Source organism: Paraburkholderia dipogonis (genome assembly GCF_046027395.1).
In the GTDB taxonomy this organism is placed as follows: domain Bacteria; phylum Pseudomonadota; class Gammaproteobacteria; order Burkholderiales; family Burkholderiaceae; genus Paraburkholderia; species Paraburkholderia dipogonis_A.
Genome location: NZ_JAQQEG010000037.1, coordinates 1 through 20803 on the forward strand (window position 1 = coordinate 1; position 20803 = coordinate 20803).

At 61.8% G+C, this 20803-nt stretch carries 16 protein-coding genes; 8 read left to right on the forward strand and 8 right to left on the reverse strand.

Annotated features, from left to right (window positions below; translation table 11 throughout):
• Positions 1 to 546: 546 nt before the first annotated feature.
• Positions 547 to 999, forward strand: a complete 453-nt coding sequence (locus PQR32_RS31110) for a hypothetical protein (RefSeq protein ID WP_408236183.1) — start codon at positions 547 to 549, stop codon at positions 997 to 999.
• A gap of 626 nt (positions 1000 to 1625) precedes the next feature.
• Here PQR32_RS31110 and PQR32_RS31115 read toward each other — a convergent pair.
• The 3 genes from PQR32_RS31115 to zwf form a co-directional block, all read right to left on the reverse strand.
• Positions 1626 to 3542 (reverse strand): bifunctional transcriptional regulator/glucokinase, encoded by a 1917-nt coding sequence (locus PQR32_RS31115; RefSeq protein WP_408236186.1) that lies wholly within the window; start codon positions 3540 to 3542, stop codon positions 1626 to 1628.
• Positions 3520 to 4227: a 6-phosphogluconolactonase gene (pgl, locus tag PQR32_RS31120; RefSeq protein WP_408236189.1), complete on the reverse strand. Its 708-nt coding sequence runs from the start codon at positions 4225 to 4227 to the stop codon at positions 3520 to 3522. The genes PQR32_RS31115 and pgl overlap by 23 nt, the downstream gene beginning before the upstream one ends.
• Positions 4228 to 4407: 180 nt before the next feature.
• Positions 4408 to 5871: a glucose-6-phosphate dehydrogenase gene (gene zwf, locus PQR32_RS31125; RefSeq protein ID WP_408209957.1), complete on the reverse strand. Its 1464-nt coding sequence runs from the start codon at positions 5869 to 5871 to the stop codon at positions 4408 to 4410.
• 541 nt (positions 5872 to 6412) lie between these two features.
• Between zwf and PQR32_RS31130 the strand changes: the two genes are divergently transcribed.
• The 4 genes from PQR32_RS31130 (at position 6413) to PQR32_RS31145 (ending at position 10851) form a co-directional block, all read left to right on the forward strand.
• Positions 6413 to 7660: an ABC transporter substrate-binding protein gene (locus PQR32_RS31130; RefSeq protein ID WP_408236192.1), complete on the forward strand. Its 1248-nt coding sequence runs from the start codon at positions 6413 to 6415 to the stop codon at positions 7658 to 7660.
• 195 nt (positions 7661 to 7855) lie between these two features.
• Complete coding sequence (locus PQR32_RS31135) at positions 7856 to 8794, forward strand: carbohydrate ABC transporter permease (protein ID WP_408236195.1); 939 nt, start codon at positions 7856 to 7858, stop codon at positions 8792 to 8794.
• Positions 8784 to 9641, forward strand: a complete 858-nt coding sequence (locus PQR32_RS31140; protein ID WP_408209966.1) for a carbohydrate ABC transporter permease — start codon at positions 8784 to 8786, stop codon at positions 9639 to 9641. The genes PQR32_RS31135 and PQR32_RS31140 overlap by 11 nt, the downstream gene beginning before the upstream one ends.
• A gap of 94 nt (positions 9642 to 9735) precedes the next feature.
• Positions 9736 to 10851 (forward strand): ABC transporter ATP-binding protein, encoded by a 1116-nt coding sequence (locus PQR32_RS31145; protein ID WP_408236199.1) that lies wholly within the window; start codon positions 9736 to 9738, stop codon positions 10849 to 10851.
• Positions 10852 to 10932: 81 nt separating this feature from the next.
• Here the strand turns inward: PQR32_RS31145 and PQR32_RS31150 are convergent, their stop codons facing one another.
• The gene (locus tag PQR32_RS31150) at positions 10933 to 11850 is read right to left on the reverse strand and encodes a LysR family transcriptional regulator (protein ID WP_408236202.1); all 918 of its coding nucleotides are present in this window, start codon (positions 11848 to 11850) and stop codon (positions 10933 to 10935) included.
• A 136-nt stretch (positions 11851 to 11986) separates the two neighbouring features.
• Positions 11987 to 12646 (reverse strand): glutathione S-transferase family protein, encoded by a 660-nt coding sequence (locus tag PQR32_RS31155; protein ID WP_408236205.1) that lies wholly within the window; start codon positions 12644 to 12646, stop codon positions 11987 to 11989.
• A gap of 281 nt (positions 12647 to 12927) precedes the next feature.
• On the opposite strand from PQR32_RS31155, the gene fliD reads away from it, so the two are divergent.
• Positions 12928 to 14436 (forward strand): flagellar filament capping protein FliD, encoded by a 1509-nt coding sequence (fliD, locus tag PQR32_RS31160; protein WP_408236208.1) that lies wholly within the window; start codon positions 12928 to 12930, stop codon positions 14434 to 14436.
• Positions 14437 to 14499: 63 nt separating this feature from the next.
• On the opposite strand, the gene PQR32_RS31165 is transcribed toward fliD, so the two are convergent.
• From PQR32_RS31165 to trxB, 3 genes are all read right to left on the reverse strand, one after another.
• Complete coding sequence (locus tag PQR32_RS31165; RefSeq protein ID WP_408236382.1) at positions 14500 to 15120, reverse strand: trimeric intracellular cation channel family protein; 621 nt, start codon at positions 15118 to 15120, stop codon at positions 14500 to 14502.
• Positions 15121 to 15133: 13 nt separating this feature from the next.
• Positions 15134 to 15892, reverse strand: coding sequence for a Smr/MutS family protein (locus PQR32_RS31170; protein ID WP_408236211.1), 759 nt, complete (start codon positions 15890 to 15892; stop codon positions 15134 to 15136).
• A gap of 188 nt (positions 15893 to 16080) precedes the next feature.
• Positions 16081 to 17082, reverse strand: coding sequence for a thioredoxin-disulfide reductase (gene trxB, locus PQR32_RS31175; protein WP_408236214.1), 1002 nt, complete (start codon positions 17080 to 17082; stop codon positions 16081 to 16083).
• Positions 17083 to 17416: 334 nt separating this feature from the next.
• Here trxB and PQR32_RS31180 point away from each other — a divergent pair, with 334 nt between their 5' ends.
• Together PQR32_RS31180 and lolA are read left to right on the forward strand one after the other, a co-directional pair.
• Positions 17417 to 19732, forward strand: a complete 2316-nt coding sequence (locus PQR32_RS31180; protein ID WP_408236217.1) for a DNA translocase FtsK — start codon at positions 17417 to 17419, stop codon at positions 19730 to 19732.
• A 303-nt stretch (positions 19733 to 20035) separates the two neighbouring features.
• On the forward strand, positions 20036 to 20770 hold the full coding sequence (lolA, locus tag PQR32_RS31185; protein WP_408236219.1) for an outer membrane lipoprotein chaperone LolA: 735 nt from the start codon (positions 20036 to 20038) through the stop codon (positions 20768 to 20770).
• The last annotated feature ends 33 nt before the right edge of the window (positions 20771 to 20803 follow it).

Genomic DNA, 20803 nt, shown 5'->3' on the forward strand with positions numbered 1-20803 from the left:
CGGCCGCAAAGAAAAGTAGGCAAAAGAAAGCGGCTCACACCGCTAATTCTTAAGCGGGGCCCCCGCACAGTCGCGGTAGTGGTGCATCTGGAATCTGTGTTCTCGCACATTCCGCCTCAGTGACAAGGCGCTCATTCTTCCGGCGGCGCTGCGCGCGCCGTCGCGGTCGTTCTTCGACCAATCGCTTCGTTTTTTTTCGGCGTTTCTTTGGCGTCGTAGTACTTCGTTCGTGGGCGTGCTTGGGAAATTTCAGAAATCGTGCTGGTGCGCGGCTTTTAGCTCGCGCGGGTGATCACTCGTGATGCAAGACGTTTAAACTCAATTTGCCGTCAAAACAGCGACGGCCAGGCTTGGCGGCCTGCTACCAAACACGCGCCTGCTTTGGCGGGGCGTGTGTCTATCTCAGCACGTCTTATGGGCGGGCCTTGATGGGGAGGCCTTCGGGCCTGCCGGTTTGGTAACGGCCGCCAACCTTGTCACTGTGCCCGCTCACCACCTTGCAAGCGCGTGTCGGGCGATCCAAGTAAGTTTCAGGGAGATCGCGCCATGAGTAAATCCGTCAAGAATTCACGCACTACGTCGCGCCCACCCGTAGACGCACTTCAATACGAAAAACTGGCCTTATCAGCTTTCGGACTGGTTGAACGGCAGCTAAGTCAACTGGACAAGCTGGTCACGTTTGTGGCTTCAATAGTTAGGAGTCCGGCGGTGACACGAGAAGAAAGGCACCGCCAGCGGAAACTGCTGGAACTGCTGTTGGACACTGTCGAGGACTACCAACGCGAAGTCGAGATTGACCGCGAGTTATACCAGGTGATCGCACTTGATGCGAAGGGAATTCCGCAGAGCCGCATCACGGCGCGCCACGCAGCGGACCTTCTGGCAAAGGCTACGCGGACAGCGGTGGATAGCCGTGAACGTATCGGAGCAACGAGGAGGACGTTGAACAAGCAGATGCAATTCAAAACGATCTCGCGTCGCACAGCGACTGCACACTGACAGTGAGCCGTGAGCCGTGAGCCGTGAGCCGTGAGCCGTGAGCCGTGAGCCGTGAGCCGTGAGCCGCGACATCGCACCGCGCCCATGAAGAAAGGCGCATGCGCCTTTCACATTCCGAGGGTACTGCGGCACGACGCGAAGCGCGTGCCGCGGCGACCGCGAATGTACCGAGTCAGCTCTAACGTTTTCCAGACGCAACCACGGTTAAAGAACCGGAAGCCTTTAGCGGCACTTCGCCGAGGCGAAGCCGACGGCCCTCACCGCGCACAGAAAAACCCACGGATTCAAGCAGCCCCTTCCGGCGAGCGCATCGCGCGAGGCGGGAAGAATGAGCGCCTTGTCACTGAGGCGGAATGTGCGAGAACACAGATTCCAGATGCACCACTACCGCGACTGTGCGGGGGCCCCGCTTAAGAATTAGCGGTTTGAGCCGCTTTCTCTTGCCTACTTCTCTTTGCGGCGGCAAAGAGAAGTAGGTGCCGCCCCGCACAGGGGCAACGCTAATAGACCACCGCGAGTTCAAGGAAAGGCCCACGCCGTAGGCAAGCAGACCACCAAGAAATCAAGGAAAGGCCAACACCCCAAGACCAACAACCAACTTGCAGCGCAGACCAAACCCTCCAACGTTAATCCCGCGCCGAAGAAGCCGCCCCATGACTCAACCAATCGAGCACAGCACTAGCATCATCATCAGCGCCTTGCCTGGCCTTAGCAACCGTCTCTGCCACATCAGCACTAGGCACAGCGCGCCGAATAGCCACTCCAACAGCAAGAATATCGATCATAACGAGATGCAAGATCCGCGAAATCATGGACAACTGCGACTCACGAATTTCAATGTGATCGGTTTCCAAAGCCACAGTAGCCCGCTTAGCCAAAGGCGTATTACTTGAAGTAATGGCAATCACCTTAGCCCCAGCCTGCATAGCCACGTCAAGAACCCGCAACAACTCAGGCGCGCGCCCTGACTTGGACACAGCAACAATCACATCCCCCTTCCCAAGCAAAGCAGCAGACGCCGCCTGCATATACAAATCGCCGTAGGCAATAGTAGGAATGCCAAACCGGAAGAACTTGTAATGCGCATCCTGCGCGACGATATTCGAATTCCCGAGCCCATAAAACTCGATCCGCCGCGCGCCGTTCAGCAGATCAATCGCCCGCTCGACCTGATCGAAGTTCAAATGCTCGCGCAACTGCAAAATCGCCGACACGGTGTTATCCAGCACTTTCGCGCCGAAGTCCGTCGCTGTATCGCCGAGATGCACCTGGCTATGGCTAACAGGAATAGTGCCAGTCAAGCCCGTTGCCAGCTTCAGCTTGAAATCCGACAACCCCTGGCAACCCAACGATCGACAAAACCGAATCACAGTCGGCTGACTCACATCCGCCTTACGCGCGATATCCACAATCGGATCATTAATGATCGAACGCGGATGATTCAGCGCGAGATCGGCCACACGTCGCTCGGCCGGCGTCAACGCATCGCGCATCTGGCGAATCCGCTCGAACACGGCCGATGAACTGCCGCCCGCGCGATTCGACAACTGCTCGGCAAGAATCGCCGATACACCGAGAAACGCCGGATATTCAGCGGTAATCACATACGTCGGCACGTTCTGCAGATAAGCCTCGAAGCGGCCTTTAGCCTCAAAGCGCTTGCGAAACGACGAACGCGAGAAGACCTCGCCAAGTCGCGGTACGACGCCGCCGCCGATATAAATCCCGCCCAACGCCCCAAGCGTCACCGCAATATTCCCCGCGAACGTGCCGAGAATGCCGCAGAATACATCGACGGATTCCGCCGCGAGCGGTTCGCCTTCGAGAGCGCGCTTGACGATCTCGACCGTGTCGACGTTGGCCGCCACGCGCTTCTTATCGCGGCCCGCAAGCGCGCGATAAATCACTTCGATGCCAGGACCCGCAGCGACGCGCTCAAACGACACGTGCGACCACTTCTTACGCGCGTACTGCAGCACGATGTCTTCGCGTTCGTCAGCCGGCGCAAAAGTAGCGTGGCCACCTTCGCTGCCGAGCGCGATCCAGCGATCATCGGCGGGAATCAGGCCTGACACACCCATGCCGGTGCCCGGCCCGAGCAAACCAATCACGCTATTCGGACGACGCGCGCCACCGCCCACCTGCACGCGTTGCTGGTCGGTGAGACCAGGCAGCGCCATCGCCAGCGCGGTAAAGTCGTTCACCACCAGCAGCGTGTCGAAACCAAGCGCGCGCCGCGTGGCCTCAATCGAAAAGCTCCAGTCGTGATTCGTCATGCTCACCTGATCGCCGTCGACCGGGTTCGCAATCGCAATCGCCGCATGATTCACGCGGCCGATCTTGGTGTCCTTCAGATACTTCTTGATGACTTCGGCAACGCCCGGATAGTCCGCGCACGGATAGACCTTCACCGAGCCGATTTCGCCCGGACTCGTCTCCAGCGCGAAACGCGCATTCGTGCCGCCGATGTCGGCCAAGAGCCTCGGTCCATCGGCGTGCTGGCCCGCGCCCGGAACAGCCTTAGTTTGCACACCAGTAGACATCGAGTCTCACTCCCTTGTCGTTTGCCAACTGCGAGATGGCATTTTTTTGTAGCGAAGCGGACGCGGCGTTCAGCACGTCCATCTTGCGCGGTCCTGCAATCAGCAAAAACAGATGCTTCACTTCCTTCAACGCGGACATCGACCAGCTCACGCGCGCATGCGGCGCGCTGCCGGGGTGCACGGCAACAAAGCGCTCGGTGGTGGTGATCGCATGATCCCATTCGGGCGAGTCGGCAAAGATCGACGCGGTGTGGCCGTCTTCACCCATGCCGAGAATCGCGACGTCCGGCACGCTGCCAAAACGCGCGTCGGCGTTCAGCGCGGCGACATGCGCGTTGAGATCTTGCGTGGTGTCCACCAGCGGCCAGAAAGCGGTGTCCTTCGCGGCGTTCTGCAACAGCGTGGCGTGCACCAGTTGCGAGTTGCTCGCGCTGTCCGTTTCCGGCACCCAGCGGTCGTCGACCAGCGTCACGGCAATGCGTGCCCAGTCGAACGTTTGCGTGGACAAGGTCTGCAGGAACGGGCGTGGACTGCTGCCGCCGGACACTGCAAGCATTGCGGGGCGCGCGTCGGTAGTGGAACTGGCGGCCTGTGCGGCGAGCGACGCATGTAACGCGTCGCCAACCGCTTTCGCCAACGCGTCGGATTGGGCGCGTTGATCGTCGAAAGTGTGAAGCTCGATCACTTCTCCTCCGTGCTGCTTTTTTGTGTGATCTGCGGAATGTGCCGTACTGCTCTCACGCGATGCCTGCAAAGTGGATGACTTGCAGGCGCCCTCGTGATACCGGCGCCATTCCGTTCAGTTCGTCGGTGGGTCTTACGGGCGACGTGCCATATTCCATTCAATACGACGTGCCGCCGTGATTCAATTCTCTTCTTCGAGCCAGCAGGTGCCGTGCTGCGCCAGCATCGCGCTCGATGCAGCCGGTCCCCACGTGCCCGATGCGTACGGCTTGGGCGGCTTGTTCGACGCCTTCCATTCGTTCAGGATAGGTTCGACCCAACGCCACGCGGCTTCCTGCTCATCGCGCCGCACAAACAGCGCGAGGCGGCCGTTGATCACGTCGAGCAGGAGACGCTGATACGCCTCCATCTGTCCTTCGCGGAAGAACTGGTCGAACGCGAGGTCGAGGTGGACGCTGGCGAGGTTCATGCCTTCGCCGGGCTGCTTCGCGAGACAGTAGAGGCGAATGGTTTCGTTCGGCTGCAGGCGGATCACGAGGCGGTTCGCGCCAGCGCGCAGCGCGGAGGCGCCGAGCGCCGAATGCGGCACTGCACGAAAGTTCACCACGATCTCGGCGACACGATCCGCCAGGCGCTTGCCGGTGCGCAGAAAAAACGGCACGCCGGCCCAGCGCCAGTTTTCGATCTCGACCTTCAGCGCAACAAACGTTTCGGTCGTGCTGTCCGGCCTCACGCCGGACTCGGTGGCGTAGGCAGGCACCGCAGTGCCGCGGATCACGCCCGAATGATACTGCCCGCGTACGGCGACCTTGCCGATATCGCGCGGATCGATGGGCTTCAAAGCGCGCAGCACGCGCAGCTTTTCGTCACGTACGGAATCCGAATCCATGGAGTGCGGCGGTTCCATCGCAACGATGGAAAGCAGTTGCAGCAAATGGTTCTGCACCATGTCGCGCAACGCGCCGGTGTTGTCGTAGAAGTCGCCGCGCGCCTCCACGCCGAGTTCTTCGGCAATCGTGATCTGGATGCTCTCGACCCACTCGCGGCGCCACAGCGGCTCGAACAGCGCATTGCCGAAGCGCAGCGCCAGCAGGTTCTGCACCGGTTCTTTGCCGAGGTAGTGGTCGATCCGATAGATCTGTTCTTCAGCGAAGATTTCACCGACCGCATCATTAATTGCGTTCGACGACTTGAGGTCGTAGCCGAGCGGCTTTTCCAGCACGATGCGCGAGTTCTCGTTCAGCCCAACCGATGCCAGCGCATGGCAGATCGGCACGAACAGCGACGGCCCCGTAGCCAGATAGAACACGCGAATGCCAGGCAGGTCCTTGATCGCGTCGCGCAAATGCACGAAGTCTTCCGCTTTGCCGAGGTCGATGTTCACGAACTCGATGCGCTCCAGAAAGCTCGCCCATGCCGCCTCGTCCACACCGTTCTTCGACACATGCGGTTTGACGTGCTCGTTCACCCACTGGATGTACTCGCCGCGATCCGTTGCATGCCGCGCCACCGCGACGATCTTGCCGCTGTCGGCCAGCATGCCGCCTGCACGGTGTGCTTCAAACAGTGCGGGGAGGATCTTGCGCATCGACAGATCGCCGGTTCCGCCGAAGAGAACGAAGGTGAAGCTTGAATCGGTTTGCATGAGTCTCCGTCGATGTCCTGGGGCCGCGGAAGGTGAGCGAAAGCGCGACCGTAGTCCGATAAAATATTTTTTGACACTGAATTGTAGTTTAACTACAATCCAAATCAAGAGGTAGCGCTAATTCGATGAAAAAAGCGTGCGCTGTGAGTCAAGATGCGCGTTTTCCCGAATCGGCAGGCGTCCCCTGCATGTTAACGGACATTGCGTGTCGGCACGTGCCAGCATGCCCCGGCGGGCTTTACGGAAAGCCGGGGAGTTGAGCGGCCGGCAGGGTCTGCCCCAAGTTGACGTGCAAGGCACCTCGAGTCTGCCGCGCGCGACGCGGGCAGGCAAAAATCAAAAGAGGAGACAGTCAGTTGCATCCCGAACCACTCATCTCTTGAGCTTCCAGCGGCCGGACATTGGTCCACCGGCACATGCCTCGCGCATGCGCCCGACCGTGCTCGATCGCCCAGTGTTTTGCCTGTTTGAACCAACCACAGCACCCTGGCGACATCAGGGGCCATTTGTTTTTTGTTCAGGTGTCTGGAGGAGATAAACAATGAAATTTCGCGCGATCATGGGCGCTTTGTGCGCCGCAGGTCTGATGTGTGGCGTCTCGGCTGTGCAAGCCGCCGAGTCGGTCGAAGTGTTGCACTGGTGGACTTCGGGCGGTGAATCGAAAGCCGTCGGCGTCCTCAAGGACGACATGACGAAGCAGGGTTACACGTGGAAGGACTTCGCGGTTGCGGGTGGCGCCGGCGCGGCTGCCATGACGGCACTCAAGACGCAGGTCATCTCGGGCAACGCACCGACCGCCGCGCAGATCAAGGGTCCGCTGATCCAGGACTGGGCGTCGCAAGGCGTGCTGGTGCCGATCGACTCCGTCGCGGGTGACTGGAAGAAGAACCTGCCGCCGGAAATCGACAAGATCATGCACGCAGACGGTCACTACGTGGCTGCGCCGTTCTCGGTGCACCGCGTGAACTGGCTGTACATCAACAAGGCAGCGCTGGACAAGGCGGGCGGCAAAGCGCCGACCACGTGGCCTGAGTTCTTCGCAGTGGCCGACAAGATGAAGGCCGCGGGCATCCAGCCGATCGCGATGGGTGGCCAGCCGTGGCAAGACCTGACGCTGTGGGAAGACGTCGTGCTGTCGCAAGGCGCGGGCTTCTACAAGAAGGCACTGGTCGATCTCGACGAGAAGACGCTGACGTCGGACCAGATGGTCGGCGTGTTCGACACGGTCCGCAAGATCCAGGGTTACTTCGACGCGGGCCGCACGGGCCGTGACTGGAACCTGGCAACGGCCATGGTCATCAACGGCAAGGCCGGCATGCAGTTCATGGGCGACTGGGCGAAGGGCGAATTCGCCAACGCCGGCAAGAAGTCGGGCTCGGACTACATCTGCGCCGCTGTGCCGGGCACGGAAAAGTCGTACACGTTCAACGTCGACTCGTTCGTGTTCTTCCAGCAGAAGGGCGCGAAGGCGGCAACGCCGGGTCAGCTCGCGCTGGCCAAGACGATCATGTCGCCGGACTTCCAGGAACAGTTCAGCCTGAACAAGGGTTCCATCCCGGTTCGTCTGGGCGTGTCGATGGCCAAGTTCGACGACTGCGCGAAGAAGTCGTACGCGGATGAACAAGTGGCGATCAAGTCGGGCGGCTATGTGCCTTCGCTGGCACACGGCATGGCGCAACCGGATGCAGCAGCCGGCGCGATCTCGGACGTGGTCACGAAGTTCATGAACTCGCAGCAGGATTCGAAGAGCGCAGTTGCCGCGCTCGCGAAGGCAGCGAAGACCAAGTAAGTGAAGTAAGCGAAGCGGCGCGCCCGGCGGTTCAGCATCGGGCGCCGGGCGCGCCCTTCACGTCGCTGATTGCACTGGATGCACTGGTAACAGGCGGCTTCACCCTGGTTTCATAGAGTCACACCTATGCCGTTGCGGGCTCGCGTCTTTCTGGCGTAAAGGTCCCGGCGGTACAGTTTCAGCAGGAGTCGAGTAGTGACTGCTTCTATCAGCGGAAACGGGAAAACGGCCACCGTGACCCGCCGCACGTCGCCGATGGCGGCCCTTGCCGATCGCTGGATTCCGAAGCTGGTGCTCGCACCCAGCGTCGTGATCAGCCTGATCTTCGTGTATGGCTTCATCGCCATTACCGGCTTTTTGTCGCTGTCCAATTCGCGACTGATGCCACGTTATGAATTTGTCGGTCTCGACCGTTATCGCGAGCTGTTCGATAACGATGTGTTCTGGACGTCGGCTGCCAACCTCGGCTGGTTCGGCATTCCGTTCATCGGTATCTGTATCGGTCTGGGTCTGTTCCTCGCGATCCTGCTCGATCAGCAGATCCGCAACGAAGGCGCGCTGCGCGCCGTGTTCCTGTACCCGATGGCGCTCTCGTTCATCGTGACGGGTACGGCGTGGCAATGGATCATGACGCCGAGCATTGGCCTCGAAAAGGTGTTTCACGACTGGGGCTGGACGAGCTTTTCGTTCGGTTGGCTGGGCGACCCGGACAAGGCGATCTTCTGCGTCGTGATCGCGGCCGTGTGGCAATCCGTCGGCTTCGTCATGGCGCTGTTCCTTGCGGGCCTGCGCGGTGTCGATGCTGAAATCTTCAAGGCCGCGCAGATGGACGGCGCGGGCTTGCCCACCATCTACCGCAAGATCGTGATTCCGAGCATGCGCCCGGTGTTCTTCTCCGTGCTGCTGATTCTCTGCCACATCACGATCAAGACCTTCGACCTGGTCGTCGCGTTGACCGCGGGCGGTCCGGGCACGTCGTCGTCGCTGCCGGCTATCTTCATGTACACGTTTTCGTTCAATCGCGGGCAGCTGGGCGTCGGCGCGGCATCGTCGATGATGATGCTCGCCACTGTCGTAGCCGTGCTCGTGCCGCTGATGTATCTGGAATCGAGGAGCACCCGCAATGCAGCCTAAGATGACGATCAGCCGTGCCGTCATTTATGCGGCCTTGATTCTGTTCGCCCTGTACTTCCTGTTCCCGCTGTACGTGATGCTGTCCACGTCGTTCAAGGACATCGATCAGCTGCGCACCGGCAACCTGCTGACGCCGCCCACGCACTGGACCATCGATCCGTGGATCAAGGCATGGAGCGGCGCCTGTACGGGTGTGCGTTGCGACGGCATGCAGCCGTTCTTCATGAACTCGGTGCGGATGGTGATTCCCGCCGTGCTGATCTCGTCGATCATCGGCGCGTTCAACGGTTATGTGCTCACGCACTGGCGTTTCCGTGGCGCGGATCCGATCTTCACGATGATCCTGGTCGGCTGCTTCATTCCGTTCCAGGCCATCCTGCTGCCGATGGCGCGTTTCGAAGGCTTCCTCGGCCTGTCGAACACGACCACCGGTCTGGTGGTGGTGCACGTGATCTACGGTATCGCCTTCACCACGATGTTCTTCCGCAACTTCTACGTCAGCATTCCGGCTGAACTCGTGAAGGCGGCGCGTATCGACGGCGCGGGTTTCTTCACGATTTTTACGAAGATTCTGCTGCCGGTCTCGCTGCCGATTTTCATGGTGTGCCTGATCTGGCAATTCACGCAGATCTGGAATGACTTCCTGTTCGGGATTGTGTTCTCCGGTGTCGATTCGATGCCGATCACGGTGGCGCTGAACAACCTCGTGAACACCTCGACCGGCGTGAAGGAATACAACGTGGACATGGCCGGCGCGATCATCGCTGCGTTGCCTACGCTGCTGGTGTACATCATCGCCGGACGCTATTTTGTGCGCGGCCTGACGGCGGGCGCAGTGAAGGGCTAAACCATCCGAGCGCGGCGGCGCGGCTTCGAGACTGGGCCGCCGCGACCCGACAAGACGTTTTCAAGCAGTACCAGAGACAAAGAGGATTCACAGCATGGCAAGCCTTTCCATCCGTGACGTGTACAAAACTTACCCGAACGGGGTGCCGGTCCTGAAGGGTGTCAACATCGACATCGAAGACGGCCAGTTCCTGATTCTCGTCGGCGGTTCGGGCTGCGGGAAATCGACGCTGCTCAACATGATCGCCGGCCTCGAGACCGTGACCAAGGGCGAGATCCAGATCGACGGCAAGACGGTGAACAACCTGTCGCCGAAAGATCGCGACATCGCGATGGTGTTCCAGTCGTACGCGCTGTATCCGTCCATGACGGTGCGCGAGAACATCTCGTTCGGCCTGGGCATTCGCAAGGTTCCGAAGAACGAGCAGGCGCAGATCGTCGACCGTGTGTCGAACACGCTGCAGATCACGCACCTGCTCGACCGCAAGCCGGGGCAACTGTCCGGCGGCCAGCGTCAGCGCGTGGCCATGGGCCGTGCCTTGGCGCGCGATCCGGTCATGTTCCTGTTCGACGAACCGCTGTCGAACCTCGACGCGAAGCTGCGTATCGAGATGCGCTCGGAAATCAAGCTGCTGCATCAACGCCTCGGCACGACGATCGTCTACGTGACGCACGATCAGATCGAAGCGATGACACTCGGCGACCGCATCGCGGTGATGAAAGACGGCATCGTGCAGCAGTTCGGCGCACCGCAGGAAATCTACGATTCGCCGTCGAACCTGTTCGTGGCCGGTTTCATCGGCGCGCCGCCGATGAACTTCATCCAGGGCAAGCTGGTGGAGCAGGGCGCGGGCGTCGCGCTGGAACTGGATACGGGTGTCGCACGCACGGCGGTGAATCTGCCGTTCGACTCGGCGAAGGTGAAGTCACATGTCGGCCGTGACGTGATTCTCGGCCTGCGTCCGGAGCGCATCACCGACGCGCGCGGCGCGCATGGCGACAACGCGAAGCTGCAACCGATCGAAGTGAAGGTCGACGTGATCGAGCCGACCGGTCCGGACACGCTGGTATTCGCGCAGGTCAACGGCAAGCGCATTGTGAGCCGCGTGCACCCGGCGTCGAATCCGCAGCCGCTGACGAACACGACGCTGTTGTTCGATACGTCGAAAGCGGTGTTGTTCGATCCGTCGAACGAAGAGCGGATTGCCTGATCGCGTAGTTTTGCTGCAATAGAAAAGAAAACCCCATGCGTTTCACAACGCATGGGTTTTTTTAGTTTTGCGCGCTTCGTTTTACTGCTCAGTAATGCGCAGATCCGGATTGTTGCGCGCCAGTTCGGTCACCCACTCAATGAAAGCACGCAGCCGCGAACTCAGATTGCGGCGATGCGCGTAGAGCACCGAGAGCGGCGTGCCGGGACTCGTGTAGCCGGTGAGAATTTCCTTCAGCGCGCCTTGCGCGATCAGGTCGGCGACCATGAAACGCGACGGCTGAATGATGCCGTGACCGAGCGCGGCCGCACCGATGTAGACCGAGCCGTCGTTCACCGCGAGCACGCTCTTTAGCGACACCTTGGCGATCTCACCGTCCACCTCGTATTCGAACGGAAACGTTCTGCCCGTGCGCGCCGACACGTAGTTGACCGCACGATGCTCGCTCAATTCTTCGAGCGTGGTCGGCTCGCCGTATTTCTCCAGATACGCCGGCGACGCGCACGTGACGATCCGCGCCTGACCGATCCGCCGCGCGACCAGACTCGACTCTTCGGGCGTGCCCATGCGGATCACGCAATCCACGCCGTCCTGAATCAGATCGATATTGCGATCGGCGAGGCCGAGCCGCACATCGATCTCGGGGTATTGCCGGTAGAAATCGTCGAGCGCGGGTAGCAGCAGCGCGCGGGCCAGCGTGCCGGACGTATCCACGCGGATCGTGCCGGCCGGATTTTCGCGCTTGTTCGACAGCGACGATTCGGCGTCGGTGACTTCGGCGAGGATGCGCACGCAGCGCTCGTAGAACAGCGCGCCATCTTCGGTGACGCTGACCTGGCGGGTCGAACGGTTCAACAGACGCACGCCGACGTGTTCCTCGAGCGCCTGGATGGTGCGGCTGACTTTGGCGCGTGGCAGGTCGAGCGACTCGGATACTTTAGTGAAGCTGTTCGCTTCGACCACACGCGTAAATATCTCCATCGCTTCGAAACGGTCCATGTTTTGCCTTAAGGTTGAGTGGCGGAAGTAGGTTTCGAAGTGAAGTGTATAGGCTGGAAAAATTGTTGTCGCAAACGGTGATGGTGGGCGGGGCGCCGTCGCGCATCTTTCGGCTGACATGGCCGCGCCGCGGCCCTCAATCGCGGTCCGGCGCGCCGAGTGGGAAATACGCGCGATACGGGCGCGCTTCGTCCACCGCGCGTGCGAACGATGGCCGCGCCAGCAGGCGCTTGCGGTAGGCGAGCACGTGCGGAAACGCCGGGCCGATGGCGTGCGTCCAGTCGGCGTAAAACAGGAACGGCGCGGCGCCGCAATCGGCAAGGCTGAAGGTGTCGCCGGCGGCCCATTCGCGTTCCGCCATGACCTTGTTCAGCCAGCCGTACGCGGTGTCGAGCATGGCGCGCGCGTCGGCCACGGCGTGAGGGTCGCGCTCCGGCTCAGGGCGCATGCTGTCGTAGACGATCTTTTGCTGCGGCGTCGAGATGTAGTTGTCGAAGAAGCGATCCATGCTGCGCACTTCCAGCGCGACGCGGGCGTCGGGCGGCAGCAGCGGCACTGGCCCGGCGTGATAGAGGCCCAGATATTCGATGATGATGCTCGCCTCCATCACGGTCCGGCTGCCATCGACCAGCACCGGAAAGCGCTTGATCGGCCAGAGCGCGGCGAATTCGGCCATGACCTGCGGGTCGTCGTGTGCCAGCAGGCGCAGTTCGAACGGCGTGCCGTTTTCGTAGAGCGCGGTCAGGACCTTCTGGCAGTAAGAGGAGAAGGGATGGGCGTAGAGCTTCAGGGTCATCGTGGTCACCTTGGGCGGTTGGCGAGTTTGCTGTGGCAGGAGAACGGCCGGAGCGACCGTTTTATCGTACGACGAGCGGGAACCGCGCAAATCGACACCCACGACGATCGCCCTAACCCACATTCACTACGTTAAACCGTCACAAAGCTATGAAGAAAGATGGTGTAACATTTGAAAAATTTGTAAGAAAAGCCGACGTGACCGGATAAATAGCGCAACAGAAGCGATCCGGGGCGTCACTCAATGAATAACGAAAAAATTCGACGCACGGGGAGCTTTACATGTCTACGATCACGTCCTCAGTGAATAGCGCGACGGCCAACGCGCAAAGCCAGGTCCAGCAAGCAGCGCAATCCATTATCAGCGGTTCGACCGGCAATTCGTCGATGGATGTGGCGACTCTGGTCTCGGCGCTCGTCAACGCCAAAACGGCGGGTCAGGCGGCGGCGCTGCAGGCCCGACAAACCAGCGACAGCACCACCTTGTCCGCGTACGGCGCGCTCACTTCGGCGTTGTCCGCCTTGCAGGCGGCGATCAAGAATCTGTCGGATGGGACCACGTTGTCCACCTTCGCGGCGACCGCGAGTGGCAAGGGCCTGGACCCGAAAGCGGGCCCGGGCGCGGTCGCCGGCAGCTATACGATCGATGTGACGCAGATCGCTTCGTCGCAAAGCCTGTCTTCGGCGGCGTTCGGCGCTACGACGCAACTCGGCACTGGCAAGTTGACGATCTCGGTCGGCGGCAAGTCGATGGATGTCTCGATCGACAGCACCAACAATACGCTGAGCGGTATCGCCAGCGCGATCAACAAGGCGTCCAACAACCCGGGCGTCACGGCGACGATCGTGACCGGCACCGGCGGCGCTCACCTCGTATTGCGCTCGGCGACCACCGGGTCGGCCAACACGATCAACGTGGCCACCAGCAACGTGCAGGACGACGCGGGCCTGTCGAGCCTCGGCGTGACGTCGACACCCGGCGCGAACGGCGGGGCGTCCACGATCGTGTCGTCGGATGCCGGCAATGCGTGGCATCAGAGCGAAGTGGCGCAGGACGCGTCGCTCACCATCGGCGGGATCGCGGCGCGCAGCGCCAGCAATGCCGTCACCGATGCGATTGCCGGCGTCACACTGAATCTGTCAAGCGCCTCGGTCAGCAATCCGCAAACGCTAACCATCGCACCGGACACCACCGCGCAGAACACGGCCATTACGAACTTCGCCAATCTGTACAACACCGTCGTCACCACGATCAGCAAGTTGTCCTCGTTCGACAAATCGTCGAAGACGGGCGGCGCGTTGCTTGGCGATTCGACGCTGCTGACGGTCAAGAACGCGCTGGCGTCGATCGTGAGCGGCGGGGTGGGTACGGGCACGTCGGTGGTGAGCCTCGGGCATATCGGCATCACGCTGAAGGGTGATCCGGCGGACGGTACGCTGGTTGTCGATAGCGCGAAACTGACGGCGGCGCTCAATACCAGTCCGGCGCAAGTTGCCGCGTTGTTCAACTCGACCGACGGTGTCGGCGCCAAATTGAACAAGAGCATTAACGAGTTCACGCGGACGGGTGGCATTATCGACACGCGCAATAGCGCGCTCAACGCCGATCTGAAGAGTGTCACTGCGCAGCAGAGCAAGCTGAGCGACTACGCCACGCAATTGACGAAGCAGTATCAGAGTCAGTTCACCGCGCTGAACACCTTGATGGCGACCATGAACAATAACTCGGCCTACCTGACGGCGTTGTTCGGCGGCTCGAAGAGCGCGGGCGCGCTGGCGACCAACAAGTAAGCTTGAATGAAGGACGGCGCGTTGCCGATTCGCGGGCAATGCGCCGTTTGGCGATTCACGCTGTCAGTGCGGCAAACGCACATTGAACCGGAACGTCACGAGCCGTGCGAGCAGGATGAAGGCAGTGGCGATCAGTACGCTATATACCGTATCGACGTCCGCATAATCGAGCAGCACATACAGCCAGCAACCCACGAACGCACACGTCGCGTAAGGCCGCGAGTCGCGCAGAATCAGCGGCACTTCGTTGCACAGCACGTCGCGAATCACGCCGCCGAAGACCCCCGTCAGCACGCCCATCATCACTGAGGTGAACCACGGCATTTGCGCGTCGTGCGCGATCGACGTGCCTCCTATGCTGAACAGCCCCAGCCCGATCGCATCCGCCACCAGCAGAACCCGCTCGGAAAACAGCCGCGAGGTCATTTTCAGGAGAGTCGGCGCGAACAGCGACATCACGAAGATCGCGATCAGATAATCCTGATGCTCGACCCAGTAAAAGGGCCGCCGCTCCAACAGCACGTCGCGCAACGTGCCGCCGCCGAAAGCCGTGGCGATCGCCACGAGAAACGTCCCCACCGCGTCGAGCCGGCGAGTCTTGGCCTCGATGAAACCGGAGAGGGCGTACGCGAAAATCGCCAGCGCCTCCATGATGGTCAGCGCAAGCGTCAGCCTCGGATGGATCACCGCGGCTCCGTCAGGACTTGGCGTGAGCCGGCGATGCGCCCGGCTGCAACAGCACGACCACCGCGCCGGCGCCGCCGTCATGCGGGCGCGCCTGGCAGAACGCGATGACTTCGGACTTCTGCACGAGCCAAGCGCGCACTTTGCCCTTCAACACCGGCTCCTTGCCGATCGACCCCAAACCCTTGCCGTGAATCACGCGCAAACACCGCAAGCCGCGCTTCACCGATTCGCGGATGAACTCCGCCAACGCCTCGCGCGCCTCTTCACGCCGCATGCCGTGCAAGTCGATTTGCGCCTGCACGATCCAGTCGCCGCGCCGCAATTTGCGCACGACTTCCTGGCTCACGCCGGGGCGGCAATAGGACAGCGTCTCGTCGGTTTCGAGCAGGATTTCCGGATCGAACTCGTCGGAGATCGCTTCGTGCAGCACGGCTTCTTCGTCGAGTTTGGTTTGCACTGGCAGCGGCGGCGGAGGATTGCGCGGCAGCGTGGCGCGCGGCGGCACGGCCAGCGGCGCGACCGCGCCGATCTCGCGGCGAAACAGATCGGCGTCCGCCGAGGCTTCGCGCTGCGCGTCCGCGGCGGCCGCCCGTTCACGTTCGCGCCGTTGCGTGTCGACTTTGAGCGCATCGCGCAGTGCGCCGAGACCGGCGAGACCGGCCGCCGGATCGAGCTTCGGTTTGGCGGCGGGCGCAGCCGGTTCGGGCGCGGGCCGCGCGACGGCTCGCGCGCGCTTCGGTTCGCTCGGATGGGGCTGGTTCTTCGGCATATTGGGTAATACACGCAGAAAAGTAGATCGGTCGCGCGACGTTTTCTTGCGACTGGAAGACCGGAATGGAAAAAGGCCGCCGGCTTGGCAGCCGCGGCCTTCGTTCAAGTTGCCGGCCGGGCGATGCCCAGCCGCCATTTTACCGTTGCGCTAATTTTCCCGACCGGATCGCAGACCGGCGCGGCCGATCAACGCTCGGCTTCCTGGCTCATGGCATGCTCGCCGGCCATTTCGTCGATGGTTTCCAGATAGCGTTGCGCGTCGAGCGCGGCCATACAGCCCGTGCCCGCGCTGGTGATCGCCTGACGATAGATGTGATCCTGTACGTCGCCCGCGGCGAACACGCCGGCTACGCTGGTAGCCGTAGCAAAACCGTTCAGGCCGCCCTTGGTGATGATGTAGCCGTTCTTCATCTCCAGTTGGCCTGCAAAAATGTCCGTGTTCGGCTTATGGCCGATCGCGACGAAGATGCCTTGCAGCGCGATGTCCGTGGTGTCGCCCGTTTTCGTGTTCTTGATCCGCAAGCCGGTCACGCCGGACTGGTCGCCGGTGACTTCGTCGAGCGTGCTGTCCCACTTGATCTCGACCAGGCCTTCCTTTTCCTTGGCGAGCAGGCGGTCGATCAGGATCGGCTCGGCGCGGAACTTGTCGCGGCGATGAATCACGGTCACCTTTTTGGCGATGCCGGACAAATAGAGGGCTTCCTCGACCGCGGTATTGCCGCCGCCGATCACGGCCACATGTTGTTGCTTGTAGAAGAAGCCGTCGCAGGTGGCGCAAGCCGACACGCCTTTGCCCATGAACGCTTCTTCCGACGGCAGGCCGAGATACTGCGCCGATGCGCCGGTCGAGATGATCAGCGAGTCGCAGGTGTATTCGCCCGAGTCGCCGATCAGGCGAATCGGCTTCTCATCCAGCTTGGCCGTGTGGATGTGGTCGAAAATGATTTCGGTGTTGAAGCGCTCGGCGTGCTCCAGAAAGCGCGCCATCAGTTCCGGGCCTTGCACGCCGTTGCCGTCGGCGGGCCAGTTTTCGACGTCGGTCGTGGTCATGAGCTGGCCGCCTTGGGCCAGACCCGTGACGAGCACCGGCGCGAGGTTGGCGCGCGCCGCGTAGACCGCGGCGGTGTAGCCGGCGGGACCGGAACCGAGAATCAGAACCTTGGCGTGTTTCGTGGAAGTTGCGGGCATGATCGAATCCTTTTACGGCGCCCGGCTCGCCCATGCGAGGCCGCGCGACTTGAGCTGAAACTGTAGATGGGTATCAGCGCGACATTATAAAGGGCGGGGCGCCGGCCTGCTCCATGAAGCTTTCCGATCACGCCGATAGCGTCGGCGGCGGGCCGCGCAACGCCTTTCTGTGGCCAAACGGCCAAGTTACCGTCATTTACAGCCTCGCGCGGGACACTGCGTTTACAATAGGCCGGATCGAAGTTCCCGGAAGCCGGGATCGGGCCCGAAGCCGCGCTGGGCGAGGCTTGGCCACGACTCAGGCCGGGAATCGGGCACACACGCAACAGGATCAATGGCAAAAGCTCCCTATTCCGCGAGCGCGCAGGCATTGCCGCACCGCATGTCGCGCCTTTTCACCGAAATCCGCTGGATCCTGCAGGTGGCGCTCGGCGTTTTCCTGCTCATGGCGCTCGTCAGTTACAGCCGGCGCGATCCGAGCTGGACCCATGCCGCGCAGGTCGACCATATTGCCAACTGGGCGGGCCGCGTCGGCGCGTGGACGTCCGACATTCTGCTGCTGCTGTTCGGCCTGTCCGCCTACTGGTGGATCGTGCTGCTCGGCCGCCATATCTCCGCGAACTACAAGCGCATCACCCGTCACGAGGAATTGCAGGAAGACGAGCCGCGCGGCGTGAGTTGGCTCGCCGATGCGTTCGCCTTCATGCTCGTGCTGCTGGCCTGCGACGGCATCGAGGCGCTGCGCATGTGGTCGCTGAAAGTGCAGTTGCCGCGCGCGCCGGGCGGCGTGATCGGCGAGGCGGTCGCGCGCGGCGTGTCGCATGCGTTGGGCTTCACGGGCGGCACGCTGGCGCTCCTGATCGTGCTTGGCATTGGCTTGTCGCTGTATTTCCGTTTTTCGTGGCTGTCGGTGTCGGAGAAGGTCGGCGAATCGATCATTTCCGCGGTGACTTTCGCCAAGCTGCGCCGTGAGGCTGGCCGCGACCGCAAGCTCGGTGAAGCGGCCGCCGTCAAGCGCGAGGGCAAGGTCGAGAAGGGCCGCGTGCGGATCGAGGAACACGAGCCGGTCATGATCGTGCCGCCGGTCGTCACGCCGGCCAAGTCGGAACGCGTTGAGAAGGAGCGGCAAGTGCCGCTCTTCACGGACCTGCCGGGCGATTCCACCTTGCCGCCCATCTCGCTGCTCGATGCGGCGCCGGTCGCGCAGGAAACCATCTCGGCGGATACGCTGGAATTCACCTCGCGACTGATCGAGAAGAAGCTCAAGGACTTCGGCGTCGAAGTGAGTGTGGTCGCGGCATATCCGGGTCCGGTGGTCACGCGCTATGAGATCGAGCCGGCCACGGGCGTGAAGGGCAGCCAGATCGTCGGCCTTGCCAAGGACCTCGCGCGTTCGTTGTCGCTTGTGTCGATCCGCGTGGTCGAAACCATTCCGGGCAAGAATTTCATGGCACTGGAGTTGCCGAATCAGCGTCGTCAGACTGTCAGTCTCTCGGAGATTCTCGGTTCGGCAGTCTATGCGGACGCCGCGTCGCCGCTCACCATGGGCCTCGGTAAAGACATCGGCGGCAAGCCGGTGTGCGCCGACCTCGCGAAGATGCCGCACTTGCTGGTGGCGGGTACGACGGGTTCGGGCAAGTCGGTCGGTATCAACGCGATGATCCTGTCGCTGCTCTACAAGGCGAGCGCCGAGCAGGTCCGGATGATCCTGATCGATCCGAAGATGCTCGAAATGAGCGTGTACGAAGGCATTCCGCATCTGCTGTGTCCGGTGGTGACGGACATGCGCCAGGCCGGTCACGCGCTCAACTGGGCAGTGGCCGAGATGGAGCGCCGCTACAAGCTGATGAGCAAGCTCGGCGTGCGTAACCTCGCCGGCTACAACAACAAGATCGACGAAGCCGCCAAACGCGAAGAAAAACTGCCGAATCCGTTCAGCCTCACGCCGGACGATCCGGAGCCGCTCACGCGCCTGCCGAACATTGTCGTGGTGATCGACGAACTGGCCGACCTGATGATGGTGGTCGGCAAGAAGGTCGAAGAGTTGATCGCGCGGATCGCGCAGAAGGCGCGCGCGGCCGGCATTCACCTGATTCTGGCGACGCAGCGTCCGTCGGTGGATGTGATCACCGGCCTCATCAAGGCGAACGTGCCGACGCGGATGGCGTTCCAGGTGTCGTCCAAGATCGACTCGCGCACGATTCTCGACCAGCAGGGCGCGGAATCGCTGCTCGGCATGGGCGACATGCTGTATCTGCCGCCGGGCAGCGGCTTGCCGGTGCGCGTGCACGGCGCGTTCGTGTCTGACGAAGAAGTGCATCGCGTCGTCGACAAACTCAAGGAACAGGGCGAGCCGAACTATATCGAGGGCATTCTCGAGGGCGGTGTGACGGGCGAGGGCGACGAAGGCTCCGCGGGCGCTGGAGGAACCGGATCGGGCGACGGCGAGTCGGACCCGTTATACGACCAGGCGGTGGACGTGGTGTTGAAGAACCGCCGTGCGTCGATCTCGCTGGTGCAGCGGCATTTGCGCATCGGCTATAACCGCGCGGCCCGCCTGCTCGAGCAGATGGAAAACTCGGGCGTGGTGTCGGCAATGTCGTCGAACGGCAATCGCGAGATTCTCGCGCCGGCGCGGGAAGCGGAATAGACCGTCGGGCCTCAGTTCCGCAGCGAGGCGGGCCGTGCGACGTCGGTCGTGAAGTCGAGGCGCCTCGTTATCGCAGTGGAGCGGACGGGGCAACCGGTGCTTTGCCGCTTTCCGGCGCTGGCCGACCCTCTAAGGCTCATTTAAGGCTAGTTGCTTAAGCTGGTGTGGGACGTTTGCAGGGCCGGCCGAAGGCAAGCCACCTGGCTTTGCGCCAGGCAGTCATGGCCGCCACGGGCACACAGGCGTTGTTCATACGCCGACGGTCACGACCGCTCAACGAATTCAATCAAGGGAGAAAACCACATGCAGCTATTCGCGCAGCAGCACGCTCGAGAAAATGCTCAATCCAGCCGTTTCGGCCAGCTCGCCCGGACTCTCGTGCGTAACGTCGGCAGCGTGGCGATCGGCGCGTCGGTGCTGTTCGCGTCGCAGGCGTTCGCGAGTGGCACTGAGCAACTGAAGGCGTTCGTCGCGCAAGTGCATTCGGCGCGCGGCACCTTCGTGCAGCAGGAAGTGCGGGCGCCGAGCAAGGCGCAGGGCGCGAGCGGCACATTGTCTACCACGGGGACCGGCAAGACTGGCACTTCGAGCGGCACGTTCACCTTCGCGCGCCCGGGCAAGTTCATCTGGCAATACGAGAAGCCTTATGCACAACTGCTGCAAGCGGACGGCGACAAGCTTTACGTGTATGACAAGGATCTGAATCAGGTGACGGTGCGCAGCCTCGGCGGCGCGCTCGGTGCGAGCCCGGCGGCGATCCTGTTCGGCAGCAACGATCTCGACAAGAACTTCACACTGCGTGACGCGGGCGTGAAAGCCGGCATCGACTGGCTCGAACTGACGCCGAAGGCGAAGGACACGCAGTTCCAGCGCGTCGGCATCGGCTTCAAGGACGGCAATCTCGAAGCGATGGAATTGCACGACGTGTTCGGCAACGTCACGCTGCTGACTTTCTCGAATATCCAGAAGAACCCGCCGCTGCCGGCCGATGCGTTCAAGTTCACGGTGCCGAAGGGCGCGGACGTGATCAACGGATAAGCCGTTACGCAGTTGGTGTGTGATTGCTAAAAA